Below are 19,318 nucleotides of genomic sequence, written 5' to 3' on the forward strand. Positions count from 1 at the left end.
CGCAACCAACGCGCCAAACCGAAAACGTCATTCGCCACCGGCTCCAAGATCCGCCACCCGGATTACCCGTTCAAGGCTGCGTGACGAGGCACTAGCCGCTTCTCGTGCGAGACGTCAGGTAGCCGGCGCAACGGCGGAACTCGCCGGATCACGCTCGCGGCGGACATCGACCGCCGCACGTGCCGCTCAGTCACGCCACGAAAGTTGGTCGCGAGTGCGACGCCGAGGAGGCACATGGCAGCGCTCATGGCGGCGCCCGCCAGGACTCGCCAGGTCTCCATCTGATCCCCTTCGATGAGGCTGGGACGATTATCGACCCGGTTCGGCGGGGGCGTGTCGCGCGGGGAACCGGGTGCAGGCGGCAAGTGTGGCATCGTCGTACGCCTTGGCGCGCGGCCACCGTCTGCCGTGCGGATCGCCGGCCTCCGCCGTCCGGACCCGCCGGATGATCCCGCTTGGCCCTTCCGCAGCGATGAGCGCGAGAACTGCCGGCCAATCTGCCAGGGCGAACTGGTCCACGATGCGGCTGGCCCCGTCACTGAGTAAGACAGCACCCCTGAGTCCCGAGACGGGCAGGCTCCCAGTCAGCGCTTCCGCCGCCACCCTCGGGTCGTCGGCAGCGACCCAGAAGCCGCCGGGCTGGTTGCGGTGGGCGCGGAGGGCTTCGATGTATTCGCGGAGCGCTTGGTCGTGTTCGGGGCTCCCGTTCGGGGTGGCGTCCATCGCGGCGCGGTAGCGGCTGCCGACGGCGTCCACCCGCCCGTCGGTGATCACCTCGGGAACGTCCCCGGCGTGGTCGAGGACCAGCACGGAGTCGGCGAGCGCGAGGTAATCGGCGCGGTCGTCGTCGGTCCGAAAGATGGTGACGGTCGCTGACGGACTGCTCGGGTCGCTGATGTGGCAGGTGTCCCGGTGCGCGTCGGCAACCTGTGCGATCGCCTGACCGAGGATGGCGGTGAGGTCCTGGCCGTCGTCGGCCGCCAGTTGGCCGAGCAGCGCCCCGCCGAGCCGGCGGGTGTACCAGGCGACACCGTGCAAACAGGTCGAGGTTGTGCCGGCCAGCCCGGCCCCGTCGAGCAGGACGACGGCATTCGGTACGGCACCGACGAAGTCCTCGTTCGGCTGGTCGGGCTTGACTGGGCTGGTTGCCATGGTGACCTGCATCGGCGTCCTCCGTGCGGTTCAGGGGGCGATGATCCGTGGCGTCGGTGACCGGCTCCGGGTCGGTGACCCATGAGACTGGGCAGGCCCATCCGGACCACCCGAGGTACGAGGATCGCCGGTCGATGTGACGTGCGGGTTATCCGATTTCGGTGGACTGTCGCCGGGTCAGGGTGACCCCGGCGAGCACCAGGGCGATACCGGCCACGATCGCGGTCGTGACGGCCTCGCGGAGGATCACCCAGCCGAGGATCACGGCGACGACGGGCAGCAGGTAGGTGACCACCGAGGCGGCGGTCGGCCCCTCGTCGTCGATGATGCGGTAGTTCAGGACATAGGCGGCCCCGGTGCCGAGTACCCCGAGGACGAGCAGGCTCGCCACCGCGTCGATCCGCCACACCGGCGACTCCAACCCGGCGAACGGCAGCGCCGGGACCAGAAGCACGGTGGCCGCGCCGAGCTGAGCGGCCGACAGCATGAGCGGCGGGATTCCGCGCCCGGTCAGGAAGCGGCCCATGTAGACGTAGCCAAGCCCGTAGCTGGCGGCTGCGGCGAGGCAGGCAAGGCCGCCCCAACTGGCGATCTCGCTCGCGGATTCCCACGGCGAGAAGATGACCACGACGCCGAGGAACCCGAGGGCGAAGCCGGCGGCCTTCTTGACGGTGACGGCCCGGTCGACGCCGACGAGGAATGCCAGCAGCAGCGTCCACAGCGGTGTGGTCGCGTTCAGCACCCCCGCCACGTTGGACCCGATCGTCTCCTCCGCGATGCTGAAAAGCAGGTACGGCACGGCGTTGGCGACCAGGGCCGCGACGAACAGGTGACCCCACAGCTGCCCCTGCCTCGGAAAGCGGAGTCCCCGGGACAGCGCGATCGGGGTCAGGACCAGGAAGCCGAGCAGGAGCCGGGCGAACACGATCTGTACCGGGTTGAAGCCGCGCAACGCGAGCTTGATCCAGAGGAAGCCGGAACCCCACAGCAGCGCGAGACCGGCCACCCGGGCGATACCTGCCCGGGTGACCCGCCGGTGGTCAGTCCTCAATGGGCTTCCCGTAACTCAGGCCGTTCACGTCGGCTGGGATGACGGGCCGCGTAATGAGGGCGTCCCCGAACTTGTGGTGCCGTGCAGAAGCCTCAAGCGGTAGCCGTGCGATCGAGGACCACTCGTACATCTGCCGGTCTCGGTGCATGTCGATGACGTCGACGTGGGTGATCCGGACGGCGGCGGGCCGGGGCTCGGTCGCCGTGACGGCCTGGACGTAGGGCGCGGCCGGACCATCGGTGGTCAGGTAGGCGACGCTGACGTGCGGGCGGTACCGGCGGGGATCTTCGGGGACGTTCTCGTCGCCGAGCACGTGACCGAGGGCAGCCCGGGTGGTGGCGCGAAGCTCCTGGACGGCTTCGGCGGGAGTTGCCGGCATGACGATGGCCTCGTCAGCGACGATGGCCGCACTGAACTCGACATCGACCGGACCCAGACGGACGAGCTGCTTCCTGGCCTCCTCGATGATCGCGGCCAGGGTGTCGTCGGCAACCTCGTCGGTGAAGCCGATGCCCTGCATGGTGAGGTGCAGCCACTGATCCGGAATGAGAGTCAGGGAAGGTGCCGCGCTCAGTGCCGACCGGTAACAGTCAGCCAGTCGGTACAGCTCGGGTTGATCCGTGAAGGTGACGTGGAAGGCGTAGAAGCGCCGGCCGACGCGCCAGCCGGGTCGCCACCACCAGTGGTCACGGACCCGATCGGCGTGCTGCCCGGGTGGAAGGTCGGTGAGCGCCACGGCCCACTCCTGTCAGAGCTGCTGGGACAACAGGTACGGCACGGCATTGGCGACCAGGGTCACCACGCACAGGTGAAAACCTCAGTAGCACGAGACCGGCATCCGGGCGATGCCCGGCTGATGAGCTGGCGGTCAGTCTTCGACGGGCATCTCGTAGTCCAGGCCGTTCACGTCGGCGCGCATGACGAACCGGGTCACCTCGAAGGCTCGTCCATCACCATCGAGACTCGTGTGCAGCAACTCGATCACGGGTACGCCCGGCGGGATCGAGAGCCCCTTCACCTCTTCCGGTGTCGGCATCCGGGCGCTCACCTCCTCCCGGATGCGCGCGATCGGGTAACCCAGATCCTCGAACCGCTGGTAGATGCTGCCTCGGCCGAGCTTCTTCTCGGTCGCCAGCGGTGATCCCTCGACCACCGTGGTCGGGATGTAGGTCACGCCGACCTGCATGGGCTCTTCGTCGGCGAAGTACCAGTTCTCCCGCCGGATGACCTCCTGGCCGGCGTCGAGCCCCAGCCGCTGGGCGACCTCGGCTGGCGGCTGCACGGTGGTCACCGACCGGCACTCCGTGTGCGGGGTCCGTCCCTGCCGCTCAACCTCGATGCGGAACGGCGAAAGTCCCGTCTCGTTCCGCGCCCGGCGGGAGTACCGGTCCCGACCCATCCTCATCAGCGGACGCCGCAGGCGTACGAACACGCCTCGGCCGTGCTGCGCCTGGGCAAGGCCCTCGGCCTGCAAGATGCCCAACGCCTCCCGGGCGGTGTTGCGGGCCGTGGCGTATCTGGCTGCCAGATCGCGTTCGGAAGGTAGTTGGTCGCCGTCGCCGAGGTCACCGCGCATGATCGCGGCCCGTAGTTCCTCGGCGATGCGGCGGCTCGGAGGCTGCCGCTCCTGCTGGTCACTCATCGGATCACCACTCCTCAAGGTGGTACCCAGGCTAGCGCAACTGGCTCAAGCCAGCTATTGACAGTCTGCCACCCTTCATCGAAGCTGGCTTAAGCCAGTTGCCGCCAATGTCGGTCCTGTCGTGAGCCGGTCTTGGACTCAGGTCGTTCGGAGGGCCAGGCCATGCCGCTGGCAGCCAAGCAACCCGGGGTCCTCGCCCCGTTGCCTGTGGAGGTGTGATGTCCGGCACTGATCGTCGATGTGGTTGGTTCTCGTCCTGGCGGTCTCGAAGGCGCTCACCGTCGCGCCCCGGCCGTCACAGCGCCCCGACGGGCCCGCCCAACGCCGCTGCCCTGCCCACGCCGTGGTGGTCGGTCGAGGTGACCCGCGAACTGCCCACCCTGCGGTGTGCCCCGCTGCTGACGGTGGGCCAGGCACGTCGGGGTAACGGTGGGCGGTGGCGGCGGTGACCCGTACCAGTAAGCCGACCACCACCCACCCGCCGTGGTGTACCCCCGAGCGCTGCGGTTTCCTGGTCCCGCCGGTGATGCCGCACATGGCCCGCCGGCACCCGGGGCCCGATGCTGCGGGTCGGTGAGAGTCGGGCGAGTGGCCTCGTCGTCACGTACCTCATCAGCGCGGAAGTCCCGGGTGCGCCGCTCGTCGGGGTGCACGCGACCTGCCGGGCCGGCAACGCCTGGGCCGAGTTGTCGCTGCCCCAGGCCGCCGAGCTTGCGGACCAGTTGCGCGACCTGCTGACCCAGGCCGCCGACCAGGACGACCCGGGCTGGGGTGACGGTGGCCCGCCGGGGGCCGGTCGGGTCGCCGGTCCGGGTGACGGCCGTCCGGGGGCCGGCGATGAGTGAGGGTGGTCGACCGGTCGTCTGTCCGGTGTGGTGCCGGGGGTGTGGGCCGAACGACCCGATGCACCGGGGGTTCCTCGCCACCGTGGGGCGGGAGCGGACCGGCTGGGTGAGCCTGCAACTGCTCGTCGACCGGTTCGTCCGGCGCGAGGCGGCGATCAAGCTCGACGCGACCCGGTACGGCGCCACCCAGGCCGTGTTGCTGTCGCTCGGGCAGGTCGACCGGCTCATCGAGGAGCTGACCCAGGCGCGTCGGCTGATGCGGGCACCGGGTGGCCGGGCGGGGGAGGGGCGGTGATCGTCGGCCCGCAGGGTCGGGCGCCGGCGGTGTCGGCGAGGATCGCGGGATGTCCGACGACCGCTTCATGCGCATCCACAGCCCCGAGTTCCAGGCGATGGCCGCGAGGGTGCTGCGGGCCACCGAGCTGACCTCCCGGCTGAACGTGCTGCCCTTCGCCGACGAGGCCGGCCGGGCGGAGCTGTTGGCGCAGCTCCTCGGCCGGCCGCTGCCGGCGCGGGTCACCATCTATCCGCCGTTCTACACCGATCACGGTCTCAATCTGGAGATCGCGGAGCGGGTGTTCATCAACCAGAACTGCACGTTCCTCGACTATGCCGGCATCCGGCTCGGCGAGGGCGTCATGGTCGGCCCGAAGGCCACCTTCATCACCCTCGGCCACCCGGTCGACCCCGTGCAGCGGCGGGAGTGGCTGACCGGTGCGCCCATCGACGTGGCGGAGAACGTCTGGATCGGGGCCGGCGCGACGATCCTCCCCGGCGTCCGCATCGGCCGGGACGCCGTGGTGGCGGCCGGCGCGGTGGTCGCCGACGACATCCCGCCCGCAACCCTGGTCACCGGTCCCAAAGCGACGGTACGCCGCCAGTGGTGACCCCCACCCGCCTTGCCGGTGGGCCGGGGTGACCTCACCCGCCTCGCCCGGGGGCCGGTGTGGCGGTATTCAGGCTGGCCGGATACCGCTACGTCGTCTCCCCCGAGTCGATCGTGCGTCCCGCTCCGCCCGGTGCCGTCGGTTCCGTCACGCAGCCCGTCGCGGCCGGGTCGGTCAGCGGCCGTCGCGGTCGGGCCGCGCCGACTCCGGCGTGGCCTCGTGGCCGGGCATGCCGTGGGTACGCCGCCGCTGCTTCATCTCCGCCTCGTAGAGGTGCCGCCGGCCGCCGGCCAGCGTGTCCCGGGCGTACCGTTCGATCTCCTGGAACGTGGCGTAGTAGCCGTCGTCGAACTCCTCCACGATCTGGAAGGTCCACCGGCCGGGCAGCAGGTTGCGCCCCAGCAGCTCGTGTTCGACCCGGTCGGCCACGTCGTCGTGCCCGGCCCCGCGCAGCAACTCCACCACCTGGTCCAGGGTGAGATCCGCGCCGCCGACGAGCTGGTGCGCGGAGTAGAGGTGCCCGCGCACCCGGTGGATCGTCTCCAGCGCCTCACTCAGCTTGCCCAACGCCTCGACCGTCGCGTCGTCGACTCCCGCCGGCCGCGCGTGCTCCTCGTCCATCGCACCGTTCTGACCTGCCATAACCCCCGACATACCCCCAAACCTCCCCAGGTATCCCCTGGTCCCGGTGCGAGTAGCACGGCCGGGTGGAGTCGCCGGCGGCCGGAACACCACGGACGTCGAGGCGGCAACTCGGCTGACGGCGGTGGCTCAGTCGTTCTCCGCTGTGCCGCCGATCAGCCGCTGCGCTTCGGCGACGACGTCCGCATCGACTCCCGCAGCCGCATCGTCCGGGTACGGCTGCCCGTCGTGGACGACGGCCTCGACGATCTCGTACGCGTACTCAAGGTCGATGAGCCCGGCCGCCAGCGGAGTCCCGTCCCGGGTGATGAACCCGTACGCCCAGGAGGTGAGGGCGCGGGCGGTGATCGTCCGGTCGAGCAACCGGCGGGCCATGATCCGGACGGCTTCGTCCTCACCCGCCCGGCTGCCCTGCGGGAAGAAGGTCAGCGAGAGTTCCGCCAGCGCATCGCCGAGCCACCGACGCAGTTCGTCGCTCTCGCTGCCCGGAGTGGGCGAAATGCCGGCCAGGATCCGGAGTGTCGGGGTGTCCACACCGGCCACCAGGCAGTCGCAGGCGGCCCCGATCACCCCGGCCGGCGTGCCCGACCCGACGCTCCACAGGACGGCGGCCTCCTGGAGGCGGGTCAACGCATCGTCGGGTCGCATCGGCACATGGTCCGCTGTCCGGCCGACGATGTCTCGGGGATAACGCCCACGACAACCCGTCGCACCGTTCGCGGTCGCGCGGTGGCGCGGCTTCCCGGCCGAGCGGTGACCCGGCCGAGCGGTGACCCGGCCGAGCGGTGACCCGGCCGAGCGGTGACCCGGCCGAGCGGTGACCCGGCCGGGCGGTGGTCCGGCCGAGCGGTGGCGCGGCCGGGCGGTGGTCCGGCCGTACCCTCAGTCCGCCAGTCGGAACGCCAGCTGCGTCTGCCACGTGCTCCGGTCCGGGTCGTCGTCCGGGCCGAGGTGGAAGATTTCCAGCCGGCAGCCCCAGCGCTCACCCGCTGCGGTGTCGCTGACGTCCCAGCGCAACCCGTTGCGCTCCGCCCACTCCAGGAACGCCCCGGTCACCGCGACCAGTTCGTCGGGGTCGCCGACGTGGGTGGTGGTGAGGTAGCGGCCGGCCGGCAGCACGCCGGTCCGCATGGGCGTCTCGACCGTGATCTGCGCGTCGGCCGGGACCGGTACGCCCGCCTCGACCTCAAGCTCCCGCGCCATGTCGATCACGTGGTAGCGCAGGAAGTCCGGGCCGGCCGGGGTGATCCCCTGCGCCGCCAGCCAGCCGAACAGGTCCGACAGGGCATCCGTGGCATCGCCGATGGTCCCCATCGTCACCGTGCGTCGGATCCCCACGTAGGGCTGGACCGCCCGTTCCTCGATCACCGGCGTCACCGGGGTCTGCGATGTCATGGATTCACGACACCATCGGGGTGCGACATCACGGGGTCCGACCGCCTCTGGCGGGTGTTTCGCCTGCTCGCGCCGGCTCGCCACCGTTAGCGCGTTTTGTCGTTGATCTGGTGCGGAGTCCGTCGACTCCCGACAGGCCGCTTCCGTACCTGACGAAATGAGCTATGGTGATCGATGTGACGGTTCCGGGAGCAGTCGTCGCGACCCTCGAATACGACGGTCGCCCTGCCGCCCGGGCAACGGCCCCGCGCCGTTAAAGATCGGGTTTGCGTCGATAGTGACATTGGGCGATTCGTGGAGGCTGTTACCCGTCCTGGTGCCGCTGATCTGGCACGGGGAGGTGACGGCGGTGGTCCGAACGGCGGAACCTCTCCGCTGCTCGGACCAGCGCCGCTCTCCCCGCTTTTCTGGGTACCCGAGGTGTGGCACGATCGTGGAACCTCCACCATCCCCCGTGAACACTCTCTCGACAGGAGCAATCATGTCTGGTCGAAGGCTGGGCCGGCTGTTTGGCTCGCTCCTCGTGCTCGCCACCATCCTCGGTGGACTCGCCGTAGCCGGCGTCCAGTCCATCGACGGCAGCGCGCAAATGGCGGACGTCGTCTGGACGATGGGCGGCGCGCGCTAAGCCCCCGCGTCGTCCCCGCTCCCGGTGTCCTGGGGGTGACGTCTCTCAGGGAGAGGGTGGCGCATGGCCAGCCGAGATCAGCGGCGTAAGTCCACCGAACGCGCCTGGTTCATCACCGCCCCCTTAGCCTTGCTGGCCATCGTCTTCAGCACCGCGATCGGTGTCCTGCTTCCCGAGTTCGGGGAGTGGGGCCTGGCGTTCGTGCTCTTCGTGGCGATGACGGGGATCAGCATCCCGGTTCTCAACGTGATCGTCCGACGGCAGTCGGTCGGGGTGACGTTGACCGAGGTGCCCCTCGTCGTCGCGCTCTTCTTCCTGCCACCGTTGACGGTGGTGCTGATCTACACGCTCTCCGTGCTGATCTGGAGCGCGTCGCACCGGTTCGCTCCGGCCAAGCTGTGGTTCAACGTCGCGAAAGCGGCGGCGGCCACCTCGCTGGCCGGGCTGCTCCTGCTGGCCCTGCCCCCGATCGAGGGGGTCGGGCCGGGCACCTGGGGCAGCCTGTTCCTGGCGGTCAACACCATCACCCTGGTCAGCCTGCTCTCGGTGGCCGGGGTGCACGTACTGCTCCAGGGCTGGCAGGCCGGCCGGGAGGCGCTGCGTACCGCGCCGTCGGTCTTCCTCACCACCTCCATCAACGCCTCGGTCGGCCTGCTCGTCCTGATCGCGTTGAAGACCACCTGGTGGTCGGCGCTGCTGCTGGCCGCGTTGTTCGCGGCATTGTTCCAGGTCTACCGCTCCTACTCGCAGTTCTTCCGGCAGCACCGCACCCTCACCGGCATGTACGACCTGACCCGGTTGCTCACCAACAGCGCCGAGGGGGCGATCGCCGACATCCTCCTGGACCGGGTACGGGGCCTGATGCAGGCCGAGTACGCCACCCTCTGGCTGCCCGCCCAGCGACGGCACCCCGAGGTGCTGCTGACCGCCCGGGTCGACACCCCGGGCCTGCTCGACGTCGCACCCACCCCGACGGTCTTCCGGGAACAGGCCCGTGAGCTGGGCAAGACGCTGTCCATCGGCCGGCTGCTCGGCGACGACACCGCACTGCGTCGTGAGGTGGGCGCCCAGCAGGTCAAGGACGCCATCGTGGTGCCGTTGCGGTCCGGCCAGGCGGTGATCGGCACCCTGGAGGTGACCAACCGGCTCAGCGACATCGGCCACTTCACCACGAGCGACATCCCCGTCTTCGAGACCGTCGCCGCGCACGCCGCCGTCGCCCTGGAGAATTCCCGGTTGGTCGACCGGCTGCGGCACGACGCCTACCACGACGCGCTGACCGGCCTGCCCAACCGGCGGCGGATCACCGCCGCGCTGGCCGAGGCGGTCAAGATCCGCGCGCCGGGCGAGGTGGTCGCCGTGCTGCTCTTCGACGTGGACGGGCTGCGGCAGGTCAACGAGTCGTTGGGGCACGCGGCGGGGGACAAGGTCCTCGTCGAGGTGGCCGAGCGCCTGCGCGCCTGCGCCCCGTCGTCGGCCCTGGTGGGTCGGGCCGGTGGCGACGAGTTCCTGGTGACGCTGCGGTTGGAGAACGCCGAGGCGGCCCTGGAGTTGGCCGGCCAGCTCCGCGAGCAGATCCGCGACGAGATGGTCTTCGACGCGCTCACCCTCGACGTGGACACCGCCGTCGGGGTGACCGTGCATCCGGATCACGGCAGTGACGCCGCCGTGCTGCTGCAACGGGTCGACCTGGCGGCCACCGCGGCCAAGGCGGTGCCGGGCAGCGTGCAGCTGTTCAACCCGGCGCTGGAGTCGCGGTCGCTGCGCCGGCTCGGGCTCGCCGGTGACCTGCGTCGCGCCCTCGACGAGGGGGAGCTGGAGGTCTACTTCCAGCCGAAGGTGACCCTGCGGGACCGTCGCCTGCTCGGGGTGGAGTGCCTGGCCCGCTGGGAGCACCCGGCGCACGGCACGGTCTCCCCGGAGGACTTCGTCGCGGTGGCCGAGCACACCGGCCAGCTGGGTCGGCTCACCGAGTTCGTCCTACGCGAGGGGCTGCGCCGCAGCCGGGACTGGAGCCACACCGGGCAGCCGCTGGCGGTGGCGGTCAACATCGCCGCCCGTTCGCTGACCGACCGGCACTTCCCGGACCGGGTGGGGGAGCTGCTGACCGAGTACGGCGTCCCGCCGCAGCTGCTGACCGTCGAGATCCCGGAGGCGGCGGTGCTGGACGGCACCGAGCGGCCCATCCCCACCCTGCGCCGGCTGCGGGACCTCGGCGTCCGGCTGGCGGTCGACGACTTCGGCACCGGCAACTCGTCGCTGGCCCAGCTGCGCCGGCTGCCGGTGCACGAGGTGAAGGTCGACCAGTCGTTCGTGCAGGGCATGGCGACCGACCCCGGGGACCTGGCGATCGTCAACGCGGTGGTGTCGCTGTCCCAGCAGTTCGGCCTGTCCGTGGTGGCCGAGGGGGTGGAGAGCGAGCTGACCCTCGAACTCCTCCAGGACATCGGCTGCGAGATCGGGCAGGGCTTCCTGTTCAGCCGGCCGCTGCCGTACGAGCGGTTGGAGGCCTGGTTCGGTGCCCAGGCGGACCAGGAGGCGACCGGCGCGGATGAGCTGCCGAGGCTCCGCGTAGTGCCCTGAGCTGTGCCGACGCGGTATCGGGGGATCCCATTTCACCCCCGGCGCGGTGCCGTGTAATGTATCCCCTGCGCGACGCCCTCCGGGGTGATCGGGTAGGCCCCCTTAGCTCAGTCGGCAGAGCGTCTCCATGGTAAGGAGAAGGTCTACGGTTCGATTCCGTAAGGGGGCTCAGAGGGTCCTTTGGGACCCGCCTCGGCGGTGTAGCTCAGATGGCAGAGCAAGCGGCTCATAATCGCTGTGTCGCCGGTTCAATTCCGGCCACCGCTACTCTCGTCCTCCGGGCTCATCCCGGTGGTGAGTGGGACGGGCGCCACAGGCGCCCGCTTTGCGTGTCCAGGCATCGTCCGCGTAGGCTGATGCGCTGTAGTTGATATCCGTAGCGAGGAAGGCACTCCGCCGTGGCGAAGGCGACCGATGTCCGGCCGAAGATCACTTTGGCGTGTGTGGAGTGCAAAGAGCGCAACTACATCACGCGTAAGAACCGCCGTAACGACCCGGACCGCATCGAGCTGAAGAAGTTCTGCCCCCGGGACGGCAAGCACACGGTCCACCGCGAGACCCGCTGACCCTCGGCCGGCCACCGGCCGGCCCGGTCCGCAAGCGATCACCCCGGACGCCGATCCGCACGGATGGCGCGGCCTTCACAGCCGCCTGCCCGTACGGGTCGGCGTTCGTGCGTCCCGTGTAGGTTCGGCGGCATGTCCCTGGACCCGTCCTTCGTCGGCCGGACGTATCCGCCGACCGCCCCCTACCAGGTGGGCCGAGAAAAGATCCGCGAGTTCGCCACCGCCATCGGAGCGACCGAGCCGGCCCACCACGACCCGGCGGCGGCCCGTGCCCTCGGCCACCCGGACGTGGTCGCCCCGCCCACCTTCCCGGTCCTGATCACCATGGCCGCCAGCCAGCAGATCGTCGATGATCCGGCGCTCGGGGTCGACTACAGCCGGGTGGTCCACGGCGACCAGCGCTTCGCGTACACCCGGCCGGTGGTGGCCGGGGACGAGCTGGTCTGCGTGAACACCATCGAGGAGATCAGCAACCGGGGTGGGCACGCCTTCCTGACCACCCGCACCGACGTGACCACCTCGGCCGGTGAGCCGGTGGTCGCCGTCTGGTCCAAGCTCGTCGTACGTGGGGAGTCCTGACGTGGAACTGTCGACCCGGACGTTCCGGGTGACCCGGGCGGACCTGGTCCGCTACGCGGGCGCCTCGGGCGACTTCAACCCGATCCACTGGAACGACCGGACCGCCACCAGGGTGGGTCTGCCCGGGGTGATCGCCCACGGCATGTTCACCATGGCGCTGGTCGGTCGGGCGGTCACCGAGTGGGCCGGCGCACCCGACGCGGTGGTCGAGTTCGGGGTGCGCTTCACCCGGCCGGTGGTCGTCCCGGACGACGACGAGGGCACCGAGATCACCGTGGACGCGGTGGTCAAGGAGGTCACCGAAGCCGGGCTGACCAGGCTCGATGTGACCGCCCGGTGCGGTGCGGAGAAGATCCTCTCGCAGGCGCGGGCGGTCGTGCGGACGGCCGGCTGACGGCCTGTCGAAACGTACCGGGCGGGACCGGTTGGGAAAGTCGGGGCGCTACCCGTACACTGGTCCGCCGTGGGGCAAGTGACCCCTGCCCGGCCGTGCAGGTCGGGTGGGGAGAGCGTTGCCGCACAGGGGTGTAGCTCAATTGGCAGAGCAGCGGTCTCCAAAACCGCAGGCTGCAGGTTCAAGTCCTGTCACCCCTGCGCCTCAGGCCTGACCGTTCCCGTGGGTCGCGCCGCCGCAAGGCGGCGTCCGGCCCGTGGTGGTGGCATCGGCGGGGTGGTTCCGGGGCGACCCGGGGCCCTTCGTCCGGTCCGCCGGCCGCGGCCCGTCGCGGGACGGTTGGTCCGGCCGGCGTGACCAGCGCCGCGTACGCCTCCCGGCGTACGAACCGACATCCCGCGACGGAGGGCGAAGTGGCCGAGAGCAAGCGGCGCGGCGAGGACGCCGGCGACGACGGTCTGCGCGACGAGCGCGACGAGGTCGTCGACGAGGTGACCGCCGACAACGACGCCCCCGACGACGACGCCACCGACGCGGACGAGCCGGTATCCCGGGGCGGCACCGCGACCCGGTCGCGGACCCGTGCGGGTGCTGCCGACAGCAAGCCGAAGACCCGGTCCGAGACCGACCGGGTGGGGCCGTTCGCCCGCATCGCGCGTTTCTTCCGCGAGGTCGTCGCCGAGCTGCGTAAGGTCATCTGGCCGACCCGCAAGGAACTGCTGACCTACACCGCCGTGGTGGTCACCTTCGTCGCGGTGATGCTGACGATCGTGGGCCTTCTCGACTTCGCCTTCGCGAAGGGCGTGCTGTGGGTCTTCGGCAGCCCCAGCTGACCGGCCGACTGAGCCGATAGTGACGGAAGTGAGCAAGCGTGCCTGAGTACGACGAGACCGCCGGGACCACGGACGACCAGTCCACGGTCGCGACGGCGGCGAGTGACGAGTCGGTCGAGGCCGCCAGCGAGCCGGAGTTCCCGACCACGGAGCCCGAGCCGGACGAGGACTACGACCCGGTCGCCGAGCTGCGCCAGAAGCTGCGCTACGCGCCCGGCGACTGGTACGTGGTGCACTCGTACGCCGGTTACGAGAACAAGGTCAAGACCAACCTCGAGACCCGGATCACCTCCCTCGACATGGAGGAGTTCATCTACCAGGTCGAGGTGCCGACCCGGGAAGAGGTCGAGGTCAAGAACGGCAAGCGTTCCCAGATCCAGGCCAAGGTCTTCCCCGGTTACATCCTGGTCCGGATGGAGCTGACCGCGGAGTCCTACTCGTGTGTGCGCAACACGCCGGGGGTCACCGGCTTCGTGGGGGCGACCGACCGGGCCGACCGGCCGGCACCGTTGAGCCTCGACGAGGTGCTCAAGTGGCTGGCTCCGGCGGTGGAGACCGAGCAGAAGAAGGCCAAGCCCGAGATCAGGGTCCTCGACTTCGAGGTGGGCGACTCGGTCACCGTCACCGACGGGGCGTTCGCCTCGCTGCCGGCGACGATCAGCGAGATCAACGCCGACCAGCAGAAGCTCAAGGTGCTGGTGTCGATCTTCGGCCGGGAGACCCCGGTCGAGCTGAACTTCAACCAGGTCGCCAAGATCTGACGACGTTCGTCGCCGGCGGTGGGGCAGCAGCCCGCCGCCGGCGACGTCGTTACCCCCCGGCGCGGACCTCGGCGCGGGGCGCTGTCGGGCGCTGCGCTACTCTTGAACGTCGCTGTGGTACCGCGCTGACCGTGCGCGCCCGTGGCCGGCACCTTTCCCAGTTCCAAGCCCCAGGAAGTGACATGCCTCCGAAGAAGAAGCTCGTCAAGACGTTCACGCTTCAGCTGAAGGCGGGCCAGGCGACTCCGGCTCCGCCGGTGGGCCCCGCGCTCGGTCAGCACGGCGTGAACATCATGGAGTTCTGCAAGTCCTACAACGCGCAGACCGAGGCCCAGCGGGGCGACATCGTCCCCGCCGAGATCAGCGTGTACGAGGACCGGTCCTTCACCTTCGTCCTGAAGACCCCGCCCGCCGCCCGGCTGCTGCTCAAGGCCGCCGGCGTCGACAAGGGTTCCGGTGTGCCGCAGAGCCAGAAGGTCGGCTCGGTGAGCCAGGCCCAGGTGCGCGAGATCGCCGAGAAGAAGATGGTCGACCTCAACGCCAACGACATCGACCAGGCTGCGAAGATCATCGCCGGCACCGCCCGGTCGATGGGCATCGTCGTCAACGACTGACCCCGGTCGGTCCCCAAGATCAGTTCGTGGGAGGGCGCGCGTCACCCGCGGCCCGCCAGAGACCACAGGAGTAACCCGAGATGCAGCGCAGCAAGACGTACCGCAAGGCCGCCGAGGCGGTCGACAAGTCGAAGCTCTACACCCCGGCCGAGGCGGTCAAGCTCGCCAAGGACACCACCAGCGCCAAGTTCGACGCCACGGTCGAGGTCGCCATGCGCCTCGGCGTCGACCCCCGCAAGGCGGACCAGATGGTCCGCGGCGTGGTCAACCTGCCGCACGGCACCGGTAAGACCGCCCGCGTGATCGTCTTCGCCGCCGGCGCGAAGGCCGAGGAGGCCGTCGCCGCCGGTGCCGACGAGGTGGGCACGGACGAGCTGGTCGCCCGGATCCAGGGCGGTTGGCTGGACTTCGACGCGGCGATCGCCACTCCGGACCAGATGGCCAAGATCGGCCGGATCGCGCGGATCCTGGGCCCGCGCGGCCTGATGCCGAACCCGAAGACCGGCACGGTGACCATGGACGTCACCAAGGCCGTCTCGGACATCAAGGGCGGCAAGATCACCTTCCGGGTGGACAAGCACTCCAACCTCCACCTGATCATCGGCAAGGCCTCGTTCTCCGAGACCCAGCTGATCGACAACTACGCGGCGGTGCTCGACGAGGTCCTGCGCGCCAAGCCGTCCGCGGCCAAGGGCAAGTACCTCAAGAAGGTCACCCTGGCCACCACCATGGGTCCGGGTGTCCCGGTCGACCCGAACGTGGTGAAGAACCTCCAGGAGACCGGCGCCGAGGGCTGAGCCCGGCTTCTCCCGCGAAGGGCCCCGCCACGGACAGTGGCGGGGCCCTTCCGCATGTCGCACTGTGGCAGGCTCCTCCCATGCGACTGGAGGACGTCCGGCTTCGATACGGCCGGAGCGGCCCGTGGGTGCTGCGCGGCGTCACGGCCCGGCTCGACCCGGGCGAGGTGGCGGTGGTGCTCGGCCGCAACGGGGCCGGCAAGTCGACCCTGCTGCAACTCTGCGCGGGGGTGCTGCGGCCGGCCCGGGGCCGGGTGGTCGACCGGCCCCGGCACGTCGGCTGGGTGCCCGAGCGGTTCCCCGCCGACCAGCCCTGCACGGTGACCCGCTATCTGACCGCCATGGGCCGGGTCGCCGGCCTCGGCCGGGCCGACACCGACCGGGCCGTCGACCGGTGGACCGACCGGTTGGGGCTGACCCCGTTCCGCGAGGTCCGCCTGCCCGACCTGTCCAAGGGCACCGCGCAGAAGGTGGGCCTGGCTCAGGCGATGCTGCGCACCCCGGGCCTGCTGGTGCTCGACGAGCCCTGGGAGGGGCTGGACTCGGCCGCCCGGGGCCTGGTCCCCGAGCTGATCGACGAGGTGCTGGCCGACGGGGGAGCGGTCCTGGTCAGTGACCACCGCGGCGAGACGGTCCGGCTCCCCGGCGCCCGGCACTGGACGGTGGCCGACGGACTGGTCACCGAGGAGGCGGCCACCGGCGATGCGGCCGTCGCCGTGGTCGAGGTCGCGGTGCCGGCCGCGCGGGTGGCCGGCACCGTCGCCCGGTTGCGCGCCGACGGCCACCACATCCTGCGGGTACGCGAATCCGCCACCCCGCCCACGCCGGTGCTCGTGCCGCCCACACCCGTCCCGTCCTCGTCGGTGGCTGACCCGTCTCCGGGGCGGCCCGGGGCCCCGGCCACCGGTGGGCCTGCGGGGGCGGCGGAGCCGTCGGTGGGCGTCCCGCCTCCTGACTCCGGGTCGACAGTCGACCCGGCGCGCAGTGGCCGGCCCGGGGAGGTGGCCCGGTGAGCGCGCTGGTCCGGATGCGGCTGGCCGGCTTCCTGCGTACCGGACGGGCGCTGGCACCGGTGCTGGCCGGCCTACTCGCCCTCGGCATCCTCTACGGCGGCGGCCGGGCCCGGCCGGCGGAGGCGTACGGCGTCAGCGCCGTCGTGCTCTTTCCGGTGCTGGCCTGGCAGGCCAAGATCCTGCTGGACGTCGAACCGGACGTGCAGCGCCGGCTGGCCATGGTGTCGGTGGGGCCGGCCCGTGAGTGGATCGCCGGGCTGCTCGCGGCCCTGGTCGCCGGGGTGGGCACGGTGCTGGTGGCGTTGGGATTCCCGTGGCTGGTCGGCGGGGTGACCACGCCGGGCCCGGGTGACCTGCCGGTGGTGGCGGCGCTGGCGCTCGGGCTCTGGGCCCACCTGCTCGCCCTGCTGCCGGCGGTGGCCCTGGGCGCGCTGGCGAGCCGGGCGCTGACCCGCACCGCCGGCTACGGCGTCGCGGTGCTCGCGGTGGGTGCGGTCGGCACCCTGGCACTGGGCCTGCGCGGCTCGGTGGCGCCCTGGCTGGTGCCGCCGGTGCTGACCATCGCCCGGGCGCTCGCCGGTTCCCTGCCGGCCGGCACCGCCCTGCTGCTCTCCGGCTGGGCGCTCGCCTGGGCCGGGGTGGCGCTGACCGGCTACGCCTGGTGGCGGCGGACCCGCCCCTGACCCGGACCTGGAGGCAGCGGTCCCCTGACCGTCCGCCGACCACCCACCCGTCGCGACCTGATGTGGCGGGGCCCGATCTGGTCCGATCCGGGCCGGCGTGGCATGGCTTCACTTGGTCTGTCGCGGCCTGACGTGGCGGGGCCGGATCTGGTCCGATCCGGCCCGGCGTGTCATGGCTCCGCCTGGTCCGACGCGGCCTGACGTGGCGGGGCCGGATCTGGTCCGATCTGGCCGGGCTGTGTCATGGCTCCGCCTGGTCCGATGCGACCTGATGGGGCGGGGCGGGGCCCGATCGGGTCCGGCGTGGCATGGCTTCACCTGGCCGACGCGACCTGACGTGGCTGGGGTCGGCGCGGCCCTGTCCCGATCCGGCTCGACGTGGCCTGACGTGGTTGGCTCGGCCCGGCCTTCTCCTGATCCGGCTCGGTCTGGTCGGGCCGTTGCTGCTCGACCTCGCACTGTTCCCGACCTCCGGCAACAGTCGTGGGCCGCCAAGATCGTGCTCGATCCTGGTTGTAGTGGCCTCAGCGCCGCGCGAGACCACTACAACCAGGAAGCTGCACGATCTTGGCGCTGGCGCTGGCGCTGGCGCTGGCGCTGGCGCTGGCGCTGGGGTGGGTGCCGGGCCGGCCGGGCTGGGGCTGAGGGCCGGGCTGGGGCGAGAGGGTGGGGCGAGAGGGCGGGTGGGGGCGATTTGGCGATGGGTGGACGTGTCGCGTAACCTGGGCCGGTAGTTCCACCCAGAGACCGCTGGTCACCGTGCTTTGGCACGGTCGAAGGCTCCGCGACGACGGGCGACCCGCGCAGGGCGGTAAGCGTAATACGGTTCCTCACCGTGGTCTGCCGACCATGGTGATCGGTCCGGTCCTCGCCCCGCGCGCCCTGCGCCGGGGCTTTTTCGTTGTCGTGACGCCTTCGGCGCCGTCGCAGGGCCTTGTGCTCCCCGACGGCGACCAGCTCCGAGTAACGAGAGAGGAGGGACATGGCGGACAAGCCGATCCGGGCCGACAAGGCCACGGCCGTCGCTGAGCTGACCGAGAGCTTCCGTACCTCGGGCGCTGCGGTGCTCACCGAGTACCGTGGTCTGACGGTTTCCCAGCTCACCCAGCTGCGGCGCTCGCTCGGCAAGGAGACCACCTACACGGTCGCGAAGAACACGCTGGCAAAGCGTGCCGCGACCGAGGCGGGCATCTCCGGCCTCGACGAGCTGTTCACCGGTCCTACCGCGCTGACTTTCGTTTCGGGCGACGTCGTCGAGGCGGCGAAGGGTCTTCGCGACTTCGCGAAGGCCAACCCGAAGCTCGTCATCAAGGGCGGTGTCTTCGAGGGCAAGGCCATTTCCGCGGCCGAGGTCACGAAGCTCGCCGACCTGGAGTCCCGTGAGGTGCTGCTGGCCAAGCTGGCCGGCGCGATGAAGGGCAACCTGAGCAAGGCCGCGGCCCTGTTCCAGGCACCGCTCTCCAAGGCCGCCCGTGCGGCGGCCGCCCTGGCGGACAAGAAGCGCGAGCAGGAGGGCGCCGAGGCGGCCTGAGGCCCTCCCGGCGCACCACGTTCTTAATTTTCATTGCGAGAAAGGACGCCAGACATGGCGAAGCTCAGCACCGACGAGCTGCTCGACGCGTTCAAGGAGATGACGCTGATCGAGCTCTCTGAGTTCGTGAAGCAGTTCGAGGAGACCTTCGAGGTCACCGCCGCCGCCCCGGTCGCGGTTGCCGCTGCCGGTGGTGCCGGTGGCGCCGCCGCCGCTCCGGTCGAGGAGGAGAAGGACGAGTTCGACGTCGTCCTCGAGGCCGACGGTGGCAAGAAGATCCAGGTCATCAAGGTCGTGCGTGAGCTGACCGGCCTGGGCCTCAAGGAGGCCAAGGACGCGGTTGAGGCCGCCCCGAAGGCGATCCTGGAGAAGGTCAACAAGGAGACCGCCGAGAAGGCCAAGGCCAAGCTCGAGGGCGAAGGCGCCAAGGTCACCCTCAAGTGACCTGAGGTCGGCCTCGGGTCGACCTCGGCGGGGGCCGGCTCACGTGAGCCGTGGCACACCGCAAACTGAACGGGCGGTGATCCGACAACGGATCACCGCCCGTCATGCTTGGTGACTCCGGGTATCAGTGGCGTGAGCAGGGTGTTCGCACCCGGTGCGTGATGCGGTGGCGGCGCTGGCGGGTAGCCCGTCCGTGGGAAACCCGCCGAGCAGCCGGAAGCAGGCTCTTGACGTGGCCCCGACCTGCCAGGCACGCTGACACCAGCAAGACCTTCCGC

The 19,318-nt window shown here is 70.7% G+C and carries 23 protein-coding genes, 3 tRNA genes and 1 pseudogene; 20 read left to right on the forward strand and 7 right to left on the reverse strand.

Features of this window, described 5'->3' with window-relative positions:
• Positions 1–84: pseudogene (locus tag AB0B63_RS03790) on the forward strand (transposase); the annotation flags it as partial.
• Positions 85–309: 225 nt separating this feature from the next.
• Here the strand turns inward: AB0B63_RS03790 and AB0B63_RS03795 are convergent.
• The 4 genes from AB0B63_RS03795 to AB0B63_RS03810 form a co-directional block, all read right to left on the reverse strand.
• Positions 310–1,164 (reverse strand): hypothetical protein, encoded by an 855-nt coding sequence (locus tag AB0B63_RS03795; RefSeq protein ID WP_357014430.1) that lies wholly within the window; start codon positions 1,162–1,164, stop codon positions 310–312.
• A 136-nt stretch (positions 1,165–1,300) separates the two neighbouring features.
• Positions 1,301–2,158, reverse strand: a complete 858-nt coding sequence (locus AB0B63_RS03800; RefSeq protein WP_357014432.1) for a DMT family transporter — start codon at positions 2,156–2,158, stop codon at positions 1,301–1,303.
• 34 nt (positions 2,159–2,192) lie between these two features.
• On the reverse strand, positions 2,193–2,939 hold the full coding sequence (locus AB0B63_RS03805) for a 2'-5' RNA ligase family protein (RefSeq protein WP_357014434.1): 747 nt from the start codon (positions 2,937–2,939) through the stop codon (positions 2,193–2,195).
• 132 nt (positions 2,940–3,071) lie between these two features.
• Complete coding sequence (locus tag AB0B63_RS03810; RefSeq protein WP_357014437.1) at positions 3,072–3,845, reverse strand: GntR family transcriptional regulator; 774 nt, start codon at positions 3,843–3,845, stop codon at positions 3,072–3,074.
• Positions 3,846–4,405: 560 nt separating this feature from the next.
• On the opposite strand from AB0B63_RS03810, the gene AB0B63_RS03815 reads away from it, so the two are divergent.
• The 3 genes from AB0B63_RS03815 to AB0B63_RS03825 are packed head-to-tail and all read left to right on the forward strand — an operon-like array spanning position 4,406 to position 5,577.
• Positions 4,406–4,690 carry a hypothetical protein gene (locus AB0B63_RS03815; protein WP_357014439.1) on the forward strand — a complete coding sequence of 95 codons (285 nt, stop codon included), beginning with the start codon at positions 4,406–4,408 and terminating at the stop codon, positions 4,688–4,690.
• 58 nt (positions 4,691–4,748) lie between these two features.
• Complete coding sequence (locus AB0B63_RS03820; protein ID WP_208568225.1) at positions 4,749–4,985, forward strand: precorrin-4 C11-methyltransferase; 237 nt, start codon at positions 4,749–4,751, stop codon at positions 4,983–4,985.
• Positions 4,986–5,034: 49 nt separating this feature from the next.
• Positions 5,035–5,577, forward strand: coding sequence for a DapH/DapD/GlmU-related protein (locus AB0B63_RS03825; RefSeq protein WP_208568224.1), 543 nt, complete (start codon positions 5,035–5,037; stop codon positions 5,575–5,577).
• 174 nt (positions 5,578–5,751) lie between these two features.
• Here AB0B63_RS03825 and AB0B63_RS03830 read toward each other — a convergent pair whose 3' ends face one another.
• The 3 genes from AB0B63_RS03830 to AB0B63_RS03840 form a co-directional block, all read right to left on the reverse strand.
• Entirely contained in the window at positions 5,752–6,198 is a 447-nt protein-coding gene (locus AB0B63_RS03830; protein ID WP_357014442.1) for a hypothetical protein, read from the reverse strand.
• A gap of 150 nt (positions 6,199–6,348) precedes the next feature.
• On the reverse strand, positions 6,349–6,867 hold the full coding sequence (locus tag AB0B63_RS03835; protein ID WP_357014443.1) for a hypothetical protein: 519 nt from the start codon (positions 6,865–6,867) through the stop codon (positions 6,349–6,351).
• A gap of 234 nt (positions 6,868–7,101) precedes the next feature.
• A complete protein-coding gene (locus AB0B63_RS03840; protein ID WP_357014445.1) occupies positions 7,102–7,614 on the reverse strand; it encodes a GyrI-like domain-containing protein in 513 nt (170 codons plus the stop codon).
• 481 nt (positions 7,615–8,095) lie between these two features.
• Between AB0B63_RS03840 and AB0B63_RS03845 the strand changes: the two genes are divergently transcribed.
• The 16 genes from AB0B63_RS03845 (at position 8,096) to rplL (ending at position 19,040) form a co-directional block, all read left to right on the forward strand.
• Entirely contained in the window at positions 8,096–8,242 is a 147-nt protein-coding gene (locus AB0B63_RS03845; RefSeq protein ID WP_169733070.1) for a hypothetical protein, read from the forward strand.
• A gap of 63 nt (positions 8,243–8,305) precedes the next feature.
• The gene (locus AB0B63_RS03850; protein ID WP_208568220.1) at positions 8,306–10,825 is read left to right on the forward strand and encodes a bifunctional diguanylate cyclase/phosphodiesterase; all 2,520 of its coding nucleotides are present in this window, start codon (positions 8,306–8,308) and stop codon (positions 10,823–10,825) included.
• Between the two features lie 96 nt (positions 10,826–10,921).
• Positions 10,922–10,994, forward strand: a tRNA-Thr gene (locus tag AB0B63_RS03855).
• A 25-nt stretch (positions 10,995–11,019) separates the two neighbouring features.
• Positions 11,020–11,092 (forward strand) — tRNA-Met (locus AB0B63_RS03860).
• A gap of 131 nt (positions 11,093–11,223) precedes the next feature.
• Positions 11,224–11,391, forward strand: a complete 168-nt coding sequence (gene rpmG / locus AB0B63_RS03865; protein ID WP_013288652.1) for a 50S ribosomal protein L33 — start codon at positions 11,224–11,226, stop codon at positions 11,389–11,391.
• A 132-nt stretch (positions 11,392–11,523) separates the two neighbouring features.
• On the forward strand, positions 11,524–11,970 hold the full coding sequence (locus AB0B63_RS03870) for a MaoC family dehydratase N-terminal domain-containing protein (RefSeq protein ID WP_219464755.1): 447 nt from the start codon (positions 11,524–11,526) through the stop codon (positions 11,968–11,970).
• Between the two features lies 1 nt (position 11,971).
• Positions 11,972–12,364 carry a MaoC/PaaZ C-terminal domain-containing protein gene (locus tag AB0B63_RS03875; RefSeq protein ID WP_208568218.1) on the forward strand — a complete coding sequence of 131 codons (393 nt, stop codon included), beginning with the start codon at positions 11,972–11,974 and terminating at the stop codon, positions 12,362–12,364.
• Positions 12,365–12,491: 127 nt separating this feature from the next.
• A tRNA-Trp gene (locus AB0B63_RS03880) sits at positions 12,492–12,564 on the forward strand.
• 213 nt (positions 12,565–12,777) lie between these two features.
• Complete coding sequence (gene secE / locus AB0B63_RS03885; RefSeq protein ID WP_219464751.1) at positions 12,778–13,197, forward strand: preprotein translocase subunit SecE; 420 nt, start codon at positions 12,778–12,780, stop codon at positions 13,195–13,197.
• Positions 13,198–13,235: 38 nt separating this feature from the next.
• Positions 13,236–13,958, forward strand: a complete 723-nt coding sequence (nusG, locus tag AB0B63_RS03890; RefSeq protein ID WP_219464749.1) for a transcription termination/antitermination protein NusG — start codon at positions 13,236–13,238, stop codon at positions 13,956–13,958.
• A gap of 182 nt (positions 13,959–14,140) precedes the next feature.
• Entirely contained in the window at positions 14,141–14,572 is a 432-nt protein-coding gene (gene rplK / locus AB0B63_RS03895) for a 50S ribosomal protein L11 (RefSeq protein WP_208568215.1), read from the forward strand.
• A gap of 80 nt (positions 14,573–14,652) precedes the next feature.
• Positions 14,653–15,369, forward strand: a complete 717-nt coding sequence (rplA, locus tag AB0B63_RS03900) for a 50S ribosomal protein L1 (protein WP_208568214.1) — start codon at positions 14,653–14,655, stop codon at positions 15,367–15,369.
• Positions 15,370–15,449: 80 nt separating this feature from the next.
• Positions 15,450–16,382 carry an ABC transporter ATP-binding protein gene (locus AB0B63_RS03905; RefSeq protein ID WP_357014451.1) on the forward strand — a complete coding sequence of 311 codons (933 nt, stop codon included), beginning with the start codon at positions 15,450–15,452 and terminating at the stop codon, positions 16,380–16,382.
• Positions 16,379–17,065: a hypothetical protein gene (locus AB0B63_RS03910; RefSeq protein ID WP_357014453.1), complete on the forward strand. Its 687-nt coding sequence runs from the start codon at positions 16,379–16,381 to the stop codon at positions 17,063–17,065. Before AB0B63_RS03905 ends, AB0B63_RS03910 begins: the two co-directional genes overlap by 4 nt.
• Positions 17,066–18,047: 982 nt before the next feature.
• Positions 18,048–18,596 (forward strand): 50S ribosomal protein L10, encoded by a 549-nt coding sequence (gene rplJ, locus AB0B63_RS03915; RefSeq protein ID WP_088644793.1) that lies wholly within the window; start codon positions 18,048–18,050, stop codon positions 18,594–18,596.
• Between the two features lie 54 nt (positions 18,597–18,650).
• Positions 18,651–19,040 carry a 50S ribosomal protein L7/L12 gene (rplL, locus tag AB0B63_RS03920; protein WP_091276487.1) on the forward strand — a complete coding sequence of 130 codons (390 nt, stop codon included), beginning with the start codon at positions 18,651–18,653 and terminating at the stop codon, positions 19,038–19,040.
• The last annotated feature ends 278 nt before the right edge of the window (positions 19,041–19,318 follow it).

Source organism: Micromonospora sp. NPDC049081 (assembly GCF_040648835.1).
GTDB lineage: Bacteria > Actinomycetota > Actinomycetes > Mycobacteriales > Micromonosporaceae > Micromonospora > Micromonospora antibiotica.